Here is a 14,930-nt window from a genome sequence, read left to right as displayed (position 1 = left end):
ATTATTTTTTAGGACATGTGAAGTACTGGCGATGAGAATTATATATAATGACGATAGAGATAAGAACCATAAAGGGCATATCACCGTTAAGGGGGATAGAGTTGTTATATAGGGTATCACGTGATTGTATGTAAATCATGGATAGCTTTTATCTAGCTAAGTGTGCGAATGATAGATAATGGTATGTGTATGTAAATAAGGGCTTTCGTTCTATCCGCTTAGTGGTGTCATTGATATATAGTTGTGATAGGTGCTATCAATATTTTTTAAGAGTTATATGATGGCGTAGATATATGGTACTCATTATGGTTAGTAGAAGTAATTTTATGGGAAGGCAATAGAGCATAGGAGTTAGCCGATAGAACAACTAGAAAGGGGATTTGTAATAGGTTTAGCCGCTACGTACAGACTACAGAATCATTTTATAGATAATAATTGTCAGCATATAGGGTCACAGATATGGTATAATAATATGATAATATTAATCAATTAGTAAATCATTCTATTCATAGGTGTATCCATATACAATATGTTCTCTATGGTGCGCAAGATATGGATCGATTGACGATGAGTATATAGAGTAGTAGCTAAGTAGTATGGATACAATAAGGAGTTCTTATGAAATTATATTTTTTACATCACAGTGGCTTTATGATTGATGATGGCCATCGTTGTTATATATTCGACTTTTATAAAGATCCGAAAGGGCATGTACAAGCCATGGCGGATCAAGGTCGTGAATTATGGTTTTTTGTGACCCATGTGCATGGGGATCACTATAATCCTGTCATTGCTGAGGTGATTAGCAAGGGAACGGCAAATCGATATATTGTACATGAGGACGTACCGCTTACTAAATCTATGACGGCACCAGCTGGTGAGGTAATACCTATGAAAGTGGGTAGTACCATAACCGTAGATGACGTTACGATTACGATGTACGGGTCCACCGATGAGGGCGGTTCATTTCTCGTGGATACAGGTAGAAAACGCATCTTTCATGCGGGCGATTTAAATTGGTGGCATTGGAGTGGCGATACACCAGAAAACATAGAAGAAGCACGTCAGTTGATGCTAAAAGAATTTGCACCACTTACGGGATTGTCAGTAGACATTGCCATGTTTCCTGTCGATGCTCGCCTAGAGGAAGCGCGCGAATGGGGCGTATGGGAATTTTTACATAGAGTATGTGTGAAGGAGTTACTAGTGCCTATGCATTACTTTGGTTCTGTATGGCAACCATCCTCCTATTTTAAAGCGCGCTATGGATCAATTCCATTATGGATTCCTCAGCAAGATGGGGAGGCGTTTAGTTGTGGTGAGTAAGTGCCTAGAACGGATCAAGTATAAGCCCATGGCGACCATTGTATTACTCTTCATGACGGTTATATTTCTGATAGCCTATCCCTATAAAGCATATGTATGGGGTGCTTTCATCATGCATATGAGTGGAGCAGCCACGATTGGTGGTTTAGCCGATTGGTATGGTGTTACAGCTTTATTTTCAAAACCATTGGGTATATCCTATAAAACAGCGATTTTGCCACGCAGTAAGGATCGGCTGATTCTATTAGCGCGGCGCATGTTATCAGAAGAGATATTGCGTGTGTCGTACATGTATAAAATTATAAAAAAAGAACGTCTTATGAAGCGGATACTTCAATATGTGGTGAGTTCAGAAGGACAGGCACAAGGGCGTGTCATTTTACATAGTCTTGCAGATCACGTATTGTCACATATGGAACTAGGACCAATTCGCAGGGAAGTGACTCGTTTACTAGCCACAAGTGTAACAGATTGGCGTATTACGCCGCTGGTCATTCAATTTGGTCGATGTGCGTTGGAAAAAAAGACGGCCACCATTTTTTGGTATTATTTCAATCACACGTGTCAACAAGTTATCGTATCGGATCGAGTGTATCCCTATTTATATGCCATTGTGAATGCTATTTTAAAGCGCTATTCAGAAGGCTATTTAATGCGGGAACTAGGGTTAGCCTTTGGCGGTGATAGTCTATCTCCAGCCTATTTAGTACGGTTATTTCAACGTAAAGCCGTAGAATTATTAGATCGTCATGATTCCTTAGATTCCCCATTAGGCCAGTACATATGGGGGCGTTCCATTTACTTTTTCAATAAACTAGAAACCAATGAAGAATGGCAACAGTTTTTAGAAGACCATAAGGATAAATTTTTTCGCTATATCATCGACCACTGGCAAGGACAGTTTTTTGATGGAAATCGCATTGAATGGCAACGAGTTATCGACATGGGACTAGATAGTATAAGTCATATGGCGAGTAGTATGGCCGATGATGAAAGTAAAAAAGAACCGTTTGAACGCTTTTTACTCATGCGATTGGTAAGCGTATTACAATGGGTACGTCCTATCATTGATCGCATTGTAGAGGAAGAATTAAGGAGTTATACACCACAAGAAATGACGGATATGGTGCGTTCGCGCTTGTATTATGATTTACAAATGATTCGTATTAACGGATCCTTTGTAGGGGCCGTATTGGGCGGTATGTTTTTCGTGGTGGCCCAGTTGATTCGAGAGGTCGTGATACGATGATACAACGATACTTTCAGAATAGCACCTATCATAAGCGAGCCAATGCCCTATTATTCGTTAATATAGTGTTGTATGGAGTAGTGTTTGTAGGTCAATTTTTTACAACCGCCGTTTGGTTTGACGCCTTGTATTGGTGCGTGCAATCGGCACTTATCGGGAGCGTAGCCGACTGGTTTGCCGTGACCGCCCTCTTTCGTAAACCGTTGGGGTTTCCCTATCATACGGCATTAATTCCAAATAATAAGGATCGCTTAATTCGTGGCATTACAGCCATGGTGGAAAGCAAGATTTTAACGAAAAAACGTTGTGAAAGTATGGTGCGCCATATAGAATTTTTACCGATATTGGATCGGTACTTGATGACGGAATCGGGGCAACGGGCGTTGCGATTACTATTGCATCAGGCTATTCACGCCATTTGGCATGCGAAAAGTTATGATGAATGGGCTTTTTTAGGGTCGAAGAAAATTCGGCAATGGATGAGCGAGCGCTCTTTGGTGCCAGCGTTGCAACATGTACTATTAGATTTATGCGAGCATAATCGCTATGAATCGATGGTGGTACAAGTGTTATCCGAACTACAACGACAGATACAGCACCCGGCGATTGTGAATTGGTTAGCCACCATTATTGATGAAGAAGTGCAACGGAAAAAACATAACTTCCTTTCCGATTTATTGCTATCTTTTTCAGAAGCAACGGATATCATTAATCCCCATGATTTGGCTAATTCCATTCTCCATGAACTGTATGACATGCTAGAAATTTGGAAACAGCCAAATAATGAGGAACGAATCGTTTGGTTACGTCAATGGGTGGAACCGATTCAATCGCTCAATGATAATCGAGATGTATGTGCGGCTCTCGATGTATCGTGGCTGCGTTGGATTGAAGGACAACCGTGGGAATCGATTATAAAAGAGCATGTATGTCCCTATATAGGGGACTTTATCATGAATGGTAATGAACAAGGTGACACACCAGCGGCCTTGGTGGAACAGATTATCTTGACCATTTGGGCTCGTCATTATCAAGATGAAGCCTTGCGTAAACGCATTGAAACTACATTGCATCGCATTTCGTTATACCTGTTGGAACAAGGTTACAGTTTGCTCGGTCTTATTATTGGTGAAGTATTGCAAGGGTTTAGTACAGAAAAATTCATCGCTTTCATGGAAAGCAAAATAGATGATGACCTCAGCTGGATTCGCATTAATGGATCCATAGTAGGCGGTATTTGTGGCTTGTTGGTATGGTGCATATTGCACTTCATCTACGAACCACTCTTACTCTATTGGCATATATGGTTATGAGATTTTCTATATATAACATGGCTTGACAGAGGGATGGGATTGCTAATATAGAACATGAGGGGCTAGATAGGAGGTAACTATGTTAGGTGATTTATCAGCTCATTATGAAAGTAATGGCAATCCAGCATGTATTAGTGATGGCGTAGGTGATGCGGGCGGCGTATCCTATGGCGCCTATCAATTATCCAGTACTATGGGGAGTGTAGATCGATTTATTGAGTGGCTAGAACGTCATGAAAATAAGGCGTATCGTACAGTGGGAGATCAGCTACGTCTATATCCAGTGACAAGTGAAGCGTTTAATGACCTATGGCGCCGATTGGGCACTGAAAGAGAAACCGATTTTTTACTGATGCAACATGACTTTATACAAGAAACGTACTATGATCCAGCGTGTCAATGCTTGGCGGCACTGGGCTTTCATAGGGAGCATCATTCACATACCATGCAAGATGTGATTTGGAGTCGTGCGGTGCAATATGGTGCGTTTGCGATAGGAGATATGTTTACAGAGGCCTCTAAAGAGGCTGGGGCTATGGAACTCGCCTCGGTGGATACGTGGCGCTGGGATCGCCCTATGATTCGTGCCATTTATACAGTGTGTCAATCGAGTGAATGGAACTATGGACCTTTACGAGATAGTTTACATCGTCGGTTTGAGGACGAGTGTAACGAGGTGTTACGTCGATTTGAAGCGGAAGTACCAGAGCTCTGTAAGGGTGATACGGAGGACGATAGTATGATGAATACGGCACCGTCCGTATCCGCTATGAAGTAGTGCCGTGTTAGAAATGGCTGTCAGTTCCTAGATGTAATCTTGTTGTGGTAAGTAGCAAACTATAGTTTATATAAGACACTTTTGGCTTTATACAGAAGATAGGGGTGCTGCGTGTTACATGGTGCCACTAATTTTATGGATTTTACTGTGCTATAATACTAAGTAATAGTTCAGTAAGGAGGAATACGATGATATTTCAATCGATTGCCATTGATTACAGACAGTTTGGCTATGCACCAGCGATTGTGCGCGCATTAGATTTTTTAAAACATACAGATTTGAAATCCCTAGAGGGAGGACGACATAATTTAGAAGGTGAAAAAGGTTCACTGATGTATGCGAATGTAGATGATGTAGATACACTTTTATGGGAGCAGAGCAAACCAGAAGCACATCGTAAGTATATTGATATTCAATACATGGTGACAGGAGAAGAAGAAATCGGCTACATAGGGGTAAAACCAACGATAGAACCGATTCACGCCTATCCTGAGCGGGACTTATACTTTTATGACCCAGAGCTAGTCGATGAGGCACGTGTACATCTACAGGAAGGGTGTTATGCGATTTTTTACCCTGCCGATTGGCATCGCCCTTTGATAGCGGTACATAATAGGCCGATACCTATTAGAAAGGTAGTGGTGAAAGTTCATGTGGATCTTATCTAAGATACCTAGTACGTGGATTGGATTTATCTTAACACTGTTAGGCGGTATGTTATGGGGATTGTCGGGCACATCGGTACAGTTCATTCATGCCTATCGCCACGTGGACTTACAATGGCTCGTGACGGTTCGTTTGTTGGTGGCGGGCCTCATCACCTTAGCATGGGGTGTATATAGAGAGCCGCAACAGATTAAGGATTTACTCCGTCATCCGCAAGATATGAAAAAGACCGCCATATTTTCTATATTTGGCATTTCCATGTGTCAATATGCCTATTTTCGAGCCATTGGTGCTGCAGGGGTGGGCATTGCTACGGTGATTCAATACTTGGGACCGACGTTGATTATTATATATTTGTTAATTCGATATAGGGCAATCCCAAGAAGAAGTGAAACGATTAGCGTGATACTGGCGTTTTTGGGAACCTTATCAATTGTATTTCATAATGGTTTCACATTAGTGGCGTTAAATATATCTGTCGTCCTATGGGGGTTATTATCAGCAGTAGGTATTGCCGTTTATAGCGTTCAGCCTATCAGTATTTTGCAGCGCTATGGCACATCGACGATTATGGGCATGGCCATGCTTATCGGTAGTCTAGCCGCCTATCTGTTGTTTAGACCTACAGGACCTGGTGGCGAATGGGATATGATGACATATCTAGCCGTATGGGGCGGTATTGTTTGGTTAGGCACGATTGTTTCTTTCAATGCCTATATGGAAGGGATCCGACGTATTGGACCTGTGAAAGGATCTATATTGTCGTCGGTGGAACCGATTTCAGCGGCGTTGTTGGGATGGTGGCTATTAGGTAATACATTCACCGTACTTGATATGATTGGATTTGTATGTATTCTATCCACCGTATTTATTTTAGCTATCGTTAATCAGTAAGACTTTTGCGAGGTGTCATGTAGTGAAAGCACTACAAGTAATAATTATTGTGATTATAGGTATAATCATCGGCTTTGTGGGGTGGATTACGTATACGTGGACCCATTCCTATGAATACTATGCAGGCGGTATTCCCGTATTAAATTATCATCAAGTAGCAGATACGGGGGCCGGCGTTTTAACATTGCATTCTGAGCATTTCCGCCAACAAATGGAATATTTAAAATCGGAAGATTATCATCCGATTAGCTTAGATGAATTAGAAGCGTATCTAGAAGGACGCGGATCGTTGCCATGGAAACCAGTTGTCATCACCTTTGATGATGGCTATGAAGATAACTACCAAGTGGCGTATCCGATTTTGAAAGAATATGGATTTAAAGCGACGATTTTTATGATTGGTCAAGATGTGAACCGCAAAGGCTTTTTAACGGCCGCACAATTACAAGAATTACAGGCGCATGGTATTGATATTGAAAACCATACATATGCACACAAGCCATTAGATACGTTTAGTTATGATGAAACCGTAGCGGATTTAATTCATGCTAAAGCAATTTTACAGGATATTTTGCATAAAGACACAAAATATGTAGCCTATCCACAAGGGAGATATAATGAAGAGGCGAAACGGGCAGTGCATGATATGGGCTTTACTCGTGCTTTTACAGTGGGGCCAGGATTTGCCACTACGGATAGCGACCCGATGGCAACGCCACGGATGCCTATTTTTGAAGGCGCCACTGCATGGTTTACAAATTACGATTTATTTAGAATTCGCATGCATGTAGCACAATTGGTAGAATGGTCATGGAATGTGCGGATGTTTGCGAAACGCCATAATGTACCTTGGCTATATGGTATTATGCCGGATATTTAATAGGGCGATGGACTTGTAGAAAGTATCCTTAAATATATTACTAGAATGAGTGTTTCTTAGGCGTATAGAGATAGTAGAGTGATACTTTCATGAGGAATGGATAGATAGTTACTATGGAGATAGATAAGGAGGATTTTATGAAGATTGCAGTTACTTATGAAAACGGACAGATTTTTCAACATTTTGGTAAATCGAAACAATGGAAGGTGTATGAAGTAGAGAACGGACGCAGTACGACATCTTGTATACTTGATGTAGACGCAGAGGGTCATACGGCACGGGTTCAGTTCCTTGTGGATCATCACATCGATACAGTGGTGTGCGGAGGTATTGGTGGGCCAGCGTTAGCGGCGTTGAAGGCGGCACATATTACCGTATATCCAGGTCACACAGGCGATGCTGATGCGGTGGTAGAACAAGTCATAACAGGGGCGATTGTGGCAGATGAAAGTTATACACCACACACGTGTCATCATGGGCAAAATTAAAAAATTTACTCGGTAGCCGTTCGTTGTACACACTATACGTGTTATTATGGGAACCATGCATCGTGAGAAATGGCATAGTAGGCGATTTTATCCGCAGTATTTCTTGTATGCGATGGACGATAGGCCATACATGGATTCGTGCTAGATGATTATGGAGCATGTCACACCTTCAGTCAAAACGATTGCTATGGAAAGATGGAATGGATGCATGAAATTGTCATAGTCTATGGCGTCATAGAAAAGAGAAATAGGGACATAGGCTTGGTTATCGGACTTTCAATAGAATCCAAAGAGCGGCGAGTACAAAGGAAATTCCGTTTACCCAAAAGAGAATCGTAAAGCCAAAACTGGCCATAATGGTGGAACCGCCGACGGCACCGAGAAAGAAGCCGATGGAAATCATGGATTGGTTATAGGCAAACACTTGGCCGGAGAATTGTTTGGGTGTCAATGAGGATAAATAGGTGTGAAGCGATGGCAAGAGTCCACCCATGCCGAGACCTTGTAAGAAGCGCAGTATGCCTAATTGCACATAATTTGTTACATAGGCTTGGGGAATCGTGAGTAGGCCTACATAGACTAGGGATACTAATAGAATTCGTCGAGGCCCAATGCGATCAATCATGTGACCTAAATAGGAACTACTCATGGTTTGTGCTACGCCCATAATGGAAAAAACGGCACCGGAAATGAGGGCGATGTTAGCCGTGTTTGCTGGCACCATGCCTTTAATATAGACGGTCATCACCGGTTGTAAGGACATGACGCACATCGAATAGATTAAGGCGGCTATATACAAGGTGATAATGGTTTTAAAATTAGGAATATGGGTGTATAAGGTTTTGAATGATTGTTTTTCTTTTGCCGCTGCTGGCGTGAAATCTTCATGGATAAAGAAATAGGTGGATAGAAAGGCGATACCCATCAATATACCGATGATTAAAAAGTCGATATGGATGCCAAAGACACTGGCAATATAACCGCCGATAATAGGGCCTATGAGTGAGCCGGCAAGATTGGCAGAAGTGAGCATACCTAAGGACCAACCGGTATGCTCTTTTGGCACTTCCGAGGCTAAGAGGGCTACGGATCCAGAAAAAAATCCGTTCACAAGGCCTTGGAAAAAACGGGCTAGAATGATTTGCTCTGGTGTTTGTACAAAGGCTAATCCAATATTGCATAGGGACATGCCGAAACTAGCGCGAAGGAGCGTGATTTTTCGCCCTTTTCGATCCGCTAGACGGCCCCAAAAGGGAGCCACTATGGCGGACATGATAAAGGTAATCCCCATGGCAAGGCCAGACCATAAGCTCATTTCTTCAGGATTTTTCACGCCTAACTCATGAAAATAGAGGGGCGAAATCGGTGCAAACTGACTGATGCCGACAGACATCAAAAAAGCACCGACTAAACAAATATATACAATGCGTTTCCATGGTTCCAATGGAATCACTCCTTTAGGTGTCGTGTAACGCTATATAAGTCATATCTATATAGCTGAATTTGAAGGTTGTAGTACAGCATATGCTTTCTAGGTAGCTCATGCGGTATCTAGATTGCATGTAACATGAATAGAGTCGCCACCTAAATCAATTACCCTATGTGACGTATGCGCGTATCGTGTTCGACTATATCCAGTCGATTACTGCTACCAGTAGCCACCTATTTGGTACATACGTGCATGGACCTTACATAGTATACGAAGCGTATCTCGCATGGCTACTAGCAATCTATCTGATTGTACATTACTTTTATTGTACTCATTCTATACATAGGTGTATAGAGATAATTTATGATAGCCTATGGACCACGTCTTACCTATTAGGATAGAGAGTTTGTTCGTGGTAATGCATCGGTAACGGTCCCGATGGTCTTGCGTATCATAATCGAGTCGGGTTTTAGCGGTAGGTCTTGTCGAGTATCATGTGCCTGTTGCAGTAACCTGCCATGAAGCGAGCACTATATAGGTATCTTTATCATCATAGGCGTGGTAGATGCTAAGCATAGCAAGACAAGAGGGATGAGGAAGCACTCTATTGCTAGAAAACAATGTGCTACACCGTTGGATGAGTGAGATATAACTAATGATAATAACACATGTATCGTAATTAATTATATAATAATAAAAGAGAGAATACGTAAAATGGTAAACCATACTGACATACGCTAGTGGGTATTCTTTTATGTACAACCTCGTAGTAGTATGGATTTAGTGTTGTAAGCTAGAATCGACTCGTGCTGGCTTCGTAGTTACATGCGCCGTCTACTAAGGAGGTAACATTGATGAGTGGGGCATAGGGGATGTATGGTATACCAATGATGCTTACTAGTTGTGTGAAAGCTCGTACGTATTTCTCTATAAATTGACTAGAATTGTCATATATGATAAAATAATGCAAGTGTATGTAAAAGTAGGAGCTGTAGTAGGGTAGGGAGACCTTAATATGAAAAATGATTTATTTGATTTGACACAGTTTTCAATAGACGAAATATTATTATTAGATAATCAAGTATGTTTTCCGCTATATGTAACGGCAAAAGATGTGGTAAATGCGTATCGTCCATTTTTAGAAGCCATTGATTTAACATATACTCAATATATTGTTATGATGGTGTTATGGGAAGTGAAATCACTTTCTGTTCGTGACTTGGGCCACCGATTATCACTTGATTCAGGCACATTGACACCGGTGTTAAAAAAATTAGAGAAAAAAGGTGTATTAACACGTACTCGTTCTCGTGAGGATGAACGTGTTGTAGATATTACCATTACACAAGCTGGTATTGATTTAAAAAAGGTAGCAGCAAAAGTGCCAGAACAGATGAATGAACGCGTGCAAGGTTTTTCGTTAGAAGAATTTCGCCAATTACGAACATTGTTGAATAAATTACAACGATGCTTAGCTGCAGGCGAAGAAAAGAATAAATAAATAAATGATATACGCCCTACTGTGAAATACGGTTCATAGTAGGGCGTATGTGTTAGTTCCATGAATTATTAAAAGAATAGGGGTATAGGATAAAATGCGCTATACATCAAATTCTATGAATTGATACAAGAATCATCATACTTATGCAAATTACTCCCTACAGGGCACTCCTGTGTGGGAATCGAGTTGTCTAATCTGGATTGTACAATCATAATATTATATATGTTAGAGATACGTGGCTGTACCTATCCTATGTACTTTCCCATGACATATACTAAAAAGCCTAGTATGCCATCGAAATTTTCAATGGTATACTAGGCTTTTTAGTTGCGTACACATACCAATTATGCGTACGATGGTACAGTAGATTGATGACTGTACGCGGTAGAGAGCTTGTTAGTAGCACTTGCTATCTAGTATGACATCCACATAGATATCTATTAGATATACACTTGCTATATATAGTATGTCTTCTACATACTGTGAAAACGAATTGGTCTAGAGACTTGTCATAGTACTCACTTGAGTTATCTGATAACACGCACTTGGTTTATTTATATAGACACTCGTCGGTACCTGCTCACTAGAGCAATTTGCTAATAATTAGTAGGAAGATTACTATGACACTTGTCATAGGTTGCTCACTGGAGCAAAATTAGTAGAAAGGCACTTGCCATTATGTATAGAACCACTTGGTAGAAATTGATACGATCACTTGACACTATGTATAGAGGCACTTGCCATTTTGTGTATATAGTATTTAGACAATCACTTGATTCATAGAAAGTAGAAAGAACTCACTAGAGCATATATAATCGCACTTGCTGTTATAGATCCACTTGGATATACGCACTTGCGTACATTATATATATAGTTAATATCATCATCTCTTAGATAGTTATATCATCAGCACTTGCTAATCATCTATCGTAACTACTTAGCTTTCATCATCTATTCTACACACTTGTGTACTTGTACTGTACTTACAGTACGTATATAGATTGAATTTGTATAACGTAAGATCTTTCGCTATCTATGCTTGTATTATACAAGATTTTTTCCTCATTATCAAGTAGAGTGAGAAAATGAGAATTTAATATAATTAGCTATCATCTGCCTTGGTAAAGACAATTAGTCTGTTAGATTGAAGCGCAAATAGATTAAAACCTAGTAAACATCGATATAGTTGAAGTATAAGAACAAACAGTATTCCCTATTTTTGTAAGTGCTTACCATGAAGGGAATAACAATAAGCAAAGGATTTGTAATTTACTAAATAATAATAATTATTATTTAAAAGCTTTTACAGAGATTATTTTTAGCAAGTATGACTAAAAAGTATAGGTATATCTTAAAAAATTATAGATAAATGACGGATATCCTTTTATAGAAATGGATTAATATATTATAATCATAATAAATAATGATTATAGATAAGTATATTATATAGGACCTCTAAAGTTAGAGCTAAGGCGTAGTAACGATAGCATAATCAATAGAGGTGATTTCGATGGGTACAGTTAAAGCGGGCTTTCAGTTATTACATGGATTAGTTAAGTTAAAATGGGTACCAGAAATTTTATTAGCCTTACATGAGGAGAGCAAGTCTTTTTCACATATATTAAGTGCCATTCCTTTGCTAAGTCCTACTGAATTGAATCGCAAATTAAAATTATTACAACAGGAACAAATTATTGAAAAACGCAAAGATGGAAGATATCGCTTGTTATGTTATGGAGAAGACGTGGTCGCTATTTGTGAATTGTTAGTAGATTTTTACCAACGACACCATGAAAAACAAGTCAGTTAGTCGTGCCATCGGTGAATAGGTAATCTGTTATAGGGGCTACGAAAGGATTCCATATGGTGATTACACTGAAAGAGTCGACGCGAGTTTTACTGGATGAAAAGGCGATTCGCACAAACGTATTTATAAACGAGCAAGGCTTTCAAAATGAATTTGATGATATAGATGCGACCAGTTTTCATATGGTTCTATACGTCGATGGTGTCGCGGCCTGTTGCTGCCGCTATTTTGCTAGTGATAGTGGGGCGTATATACTAGGACGATTAGCTACATTACCCCTCTATAGAGGGCAAGGGTTGGCGCGGCGTATAGTACAAGCCGTAGAAGAACGAGTGGTGCAGGCGGGCGGCATCACTCTACGTCTTCATGCACAAGTACAAGCCCGCCCTTTTTATGAATCGATTGGCTACGCACCACAAGGGGCGATTGATTTCGATGAAGGCGTGCCACATGTATGGATGAAGAAAGACGTATCAAAAGACGTATCACTGGACATGTAAAGTGACGTCATAAGGGCATGGAGAGAAATGGTAGATAAGAACCATGCACGTCTTGATGCGTTCGTAAAGGCTCACTAACGGTATGCACGTAGATATCATACTGTAGTACAAACTATTGGGTTTTACATCACTTGATGAATCGATAGAATAGTCCTATCTATGGCTAGGAATCTATGTTGCCAGGGATGACGACGGTAGGGGTTGTGGGCAGCATGAACATAGATCGGTGTATAAATTTAGTTGAAAATATAGTATACTATATGAATTAGAATAGAAGTCGCAACTAGAGTAGGCATAGTAACAAGTTAGATAAGCATCTATAGGAGGTACTGGAGTGGGGTATATACGGCAACAGCGAGACGTGGCGATGAAGATTTATGGCAATCGTAGCTGGCGTGAAGGACGGCGACGGTGGCTATTTGTGTTGCGGTCGATTAAAAATAGAAAGCAAGTTGAAGCGTTTACTAATTACTTTCAAAACTATGCACCACTACCAGATTTTTTAGAAAAGCATATAGAAGTAGAGGAAGTGATCAATCGTATTTTCTTCTATGCCAATTCTTCTGCCGCAGAACGGTTACAAGGGATACAAGATCATTTCGATGCATTATCGCAATTGTTTTCTACTGCAGGCATTCAACAGATGTATCGAGATATAGGGTATATGGATGTAGCCGAAGAAGATAAAACGGCGGGCATTACTATTTGGGAATCATCTGAGTTAGGCATGCAAGCAAATTTGGTGTATATACCAGGGCAGCGCAAGGAAGGTTTGTTATCGTTACTCTTGACGATTGACGGCGAAGGACTGTATCATATCAATTTTCGCTTTGAAAAGGATCTAGAAACATCAGAAATCGTAGTACATGTGGGAACGATTCAGGGGTATCCGAATGGATTAGACAAGGCGAAACAGGCAACGAAAAAAATGTATGGCTATCGACCTAAGAATTTTATTTTCTTTATCCTACGTCAATTGGCTACCGTGTTGGGGATTACTCGAATGAAAGCTGTGTCCGATGAGGGCTTTTATACGAATACCCATATGATTCGTGGCAATCGCCATAAATTGATTCGCTTTAATCCATTTTGGGAAGAATTAGGCGGTCACGTATCGCATGATGTGCGTTTTTATGATATACCCGTTACAGAAATGCGAAAGAGTTTAGAGGAGATTAAATCACAAAAGCGGAACCAATATCGTAATCGTTATGCCTTTCTCGATGGCGTTACCGAAGAGATAGGACGTCGATTAGCGCCGTATGTTAGAGTATAGATAACGCTACTAATGACGTTTGTAAAGGCGTTCTTAACAGAGCATATTGTGGGTATAGATATAGGACTGACCTAATACTTCATTTCCCAATGAATAGACAGGGAAGTCCTTTTTATCCATCGCTAGCAGTTTGTGTCACAGATGGTTGACTACTAAGATGCGCATAGAATAAATGGAATGGAAATATTGTCATTATGGTATATATATAGTATAATGATAACGCTAAATACTTATAGCATTGGATTATGGCAGTTCTTTGGCCCCGTGCAATGGGAGCCTGTGAATCGTGTCAGGACTGAGAGGTAGCAGCACTAAGCAGTTACTTTCATGTGCCATGGGAACTCCAGAGGGCTGTCATAATCGAGTGCTACAAGCGGCTAAGCAGTCATGAAGGCTGCTTTTTTTTATATACGATCTAGCAGTAGTGGCGCATAGGATCGTGTGCGTGTGAAGTGGTGCGTACTAGCAATGATGTGTTATCAGCGTGCAATGAAAGTTGGTATGACAGAATTTTGACTGTTTCTGATGTATATATGTGGGCGAGAGGCTTTTATTCTAAGAAACTAGGGCCTATGACGCAGTTCATTGTAGGCTAGTGAGTATGGCTGACAGTAAAGCAATGATACTATCTATGATAACGCACGTAGGATAGGCGCTTTGATTCGTGAAATTCTTTGTATGATCATATCGTTTGGAATGAAAAGAATATCATGAGGATATCGTGGATGATGGATACTTTTACCGTGTTAGGTATAGTAAGCACTGAAAGCGATACAATGTGAATGTGTGGGAACGAGAATTGAAGGCCCTGTGTTAGGTATAT

13 protein-coding genes and 1 other RNA gene are annotated in these 14,930 nt (G+C 40.4%); 13 read left to right on the top strand and 1 reads right to left on the bottom strand.

Going from position 1 to position 14,930, the window contains the following annotated elements:
- Window positions 1-618 precede the first annotated feature (618 nt).
- The 8 genes from K357_RS0108425 to K357_RS09270 all read left to right on the top strand — a co-directional run bounded on the left by K357_RS0108425 (window position 619) and on the right by K357_RS09270 (window position 7,594).
- Window positions 619-1,326, top strand: coding sequence for an MBL fold metallo-hydrolase (locus K357_RS0108425; RefSeq protein ID WP_028258296.1), 708 nt, complete (start codon window positions 619-621; stop codon window positions 1,324-1,326).
- Window positions 1,316-2,575, top strand: coding sequence for a DUF445 family protein (locus K357_RS0108420; protein WP_244869400.1), 1,260 nt, complete (start codon window positions 1,316-1,318; stop codon window positions 2,573-2,575). The genes K357_RS0108425 and K357_RS0108420 overlap by 11 nt, the downstream gene beginning before the upstream one ends.
- Entirely contained in the window at window positions 2,572-3,888 is a 1,317-nt protein-coding gene (locus K357_RS0108415; protein ID WP_028258294.1) for a DUF445 domain-containing protein, read from the top strand. Before K357_RS0108420 ends, K357_RS0108415 begins: the two co-directional genes overlap by 4 nt.
- A gap of 79 nt (window positions 3,889-3,967) precedes the next feature.
- The gene (locus K357_RS09280; RefSeq protein ID WP_051212187.1) at window positions 3,968-4,666 is read left to right on the top strand and encodes a VgrG-related protein; all 699 of its coding nucleotides are present in this window, start codon (window positions 3,968-3,970) and stop codon (window positions 4,664-4,666) included.
- A gap of 188 nt (window positions 4,667-4,854) precedes the next feature.
- Window positions 4,855-5,334: a NanQ anomerase/TabA/YiaL family protein gene (locus K357_RS0108405; protein ID WP_028258293.1), complete on the top strand. Its 480-nt coding sequence runs from the start codon at window positions 4,855-4,857 to the stop codon at window positions 5,332-5,334.
- Window positions 5,318-6,226, top strand: coding sequence for a DMT family transporter (locus tag K357_RS0108400; protein WP_028258292.1), 909 nt, complete (start codon window positions 5,318-5,320; stop codon window positions 6,224-6,226). The genes K357_RS0108405 and K357_RS0108400 overlap by 17 nt, the downstream gene beginning before the upstream one ends.
- A 22-nt stretch (window positions 6,227-6,248) precedes the next feature.
- Window positions 6,249-7,106 carry a polysaccharide deacetylase family protein gene (locus K357_RS09275; protein WP_051212186.1) on the top strand — a complete coding sequence of 286 codons (858 nt, stop codon included), beginning with the start codon at window positions 6,249-6,251 and terminating at the stop codon, window positions 7,104-7,106.
- 137 nt (window positions 7,107-7,243) lie between these two features.
- Entirely contained in the window at window positions 7,244-7,594 is a 351-nt protein-coding gene (locus K357_RS09270) for a NifB/NifX family molybdenum-iron cluster-binding protein (RefSeq protein WP_051212185.1), read from the top strand.
- A gap of 265 nt (window positions 7,595-7,859) precedes the next feature.
- Here the strand turns inward: K357_RS09270 and K357_RS0108385 are convergent, their stop codons facing one another.
- The gene (locus tag K357_RS0108385; protein WP_028258291.1) at window positions 7,860-9,038 is read right to left on the bottom strand and encodes an MFS transporter; all 1,179 of its coding nucleotides are present in this window, start codon (window positions 9,036-9,038) and stop codon (window positions 7,860-7,862) included.
- Between the two features lie 1,000 nt (window positions 9,039-10,038).
- Here K357_RS0108385 and K357_RS0108380 point away from each other — a divergent pair.
- From K357_RS0108380 to ffs, 5 genes are all read left to right on the top strand, one after another.
- Complete coding sequence (locus K357_RS0108380; protein WP_028258290.1) at window positions 10,039-10,524, top strand: MarR family winged helix-turn-helix transcriptional regulator; 486 nt, start codon at window positions 10,039-10,041, stop codon at window positions 10,522-10,524.
- 1,510 nt (window positions 10,525-12,034) lie between these two features.
- On the top strand, window positions 12,035-12,334 hold the full coding sequence (locus K357_RS0108375) for a winged helix-turn-helix transcriptional regulator (protein WP_028258289.1): 300 nt from the start codon (window positions 12,035-12,037) through the stop codon (window positions 12,332-12,334).
- Between the two features lie 53 nt (window positions 12,335-12,387).
- A complete protein-coding gene (locus K357_RS0108370; protein ID WP_028258288.1) occupies window positions 12,388-12,831 on the top strand; it encodes a GNAT family N-acetyltransferase in 444 nt (147 codons plus the stop codon).
- A gap of 334 nt (window positions 12,832-13,165) precedes the next feature.
- Window positions 13,166-14,107 carry a DUF535 family protein gene (locus K357_RS0108365; protein WP_028258287.1) on the top strand — a complete coding sequence of 314 codons (942 nt, stop codon included), beginning with the start codon at window positions 13,166-13,168 and terminating at the stop codon, window positions 14,105-14,107.
- A 253-nt stretch (window positions 14,108-14,360) separates the two neighbouring features.
- An RNA gene (gene ffs, locus K357_RS09590) (signal recognition particle sRNA small type) lies at window positions 14,361-14,460 on the top strand.
- Window positions 14,461-14,930 lie beyond the last annotated feature (470 nt).

This window comes from Veillonella montpellierensis DSM 17217 (assembly GCF_000426745.1).
Classification (GTDB): Bacteria; Bacillota; Negativicutes; order Veillonellales; family Veillonellaceae; genus Veillonella; species Veillonella montpellierensis.
This window is presented reverse-complemented; position numbering and strand designations above follow the sequence as displayed.

What these genes read in the sequence shown, in the direction of transcription:
- K357_RS09270 (WP_051212185.1), top strand. Translation starts at nt 7,244, where the DNA reads ATGAAGATTGCAGTTACTTATGAAAACGGACAGATTTTTCAACATTTT.
- K357_RS0108375 (WP_028258289.1), top strand. Translation starts at nt 12,035, where the DNA reads ATGGGTACAGTTAAAGCGGGCTTTCAGTTATTACATGGATTAGTTAAG.
- K357_RS0108425 (WP_028258296.1), top strand. Translation starts at nt 619, where the DNA reads ATGAAATTATATTTTTTACATCACAGTGGCTTTATGATTGATGATGGC.
- K357_RS0108405 (WP_028258293.1), top strand. Translation starts at nt 4,855, where the DNA reads ATGATATTTCAATCGATTGCCATTGATTACAGACAGTTTGGCTATGCA.
- K357_RS0108415 (WP_028258294.1), top strand. Translation starts at nt 2,572, where the DNA reads ATGATACAACGATACTTTCAGAATAGCACCTATCATAAGCGAGCCAAT.
- K357_RS09280 (WP_051212187.1), top strand. Translation starts at nt 3,968, where the DNA reads ATGTTAGGTGATTTATCAGCTCATTATGAAAGTAATGGCAATCCAGCA.
- K357_RS0108380 (WP_028258290.1), top strand. Translation starts at nt 10,039, where the DNA reads ATGAAAAATGATTTATTTGATTTGACACAGTTTTCAATAGACGAAATA.
- K357_RS0108370 (WP_028258288.1), top strand. Translation starts at nt 12,388, where the DNA reads ATGGTGATTACACTGAAAGAGTCGACGCGAGTTTTACTGGATGAAAAG.
- K357_RS0108400 (WP_028258292.1), top strand. Translation starts at nt 5,318, where the DNA reads ATGTGGATCTTATCTAAGATACCTAGTACGTGGATTGGATTTATCTTA.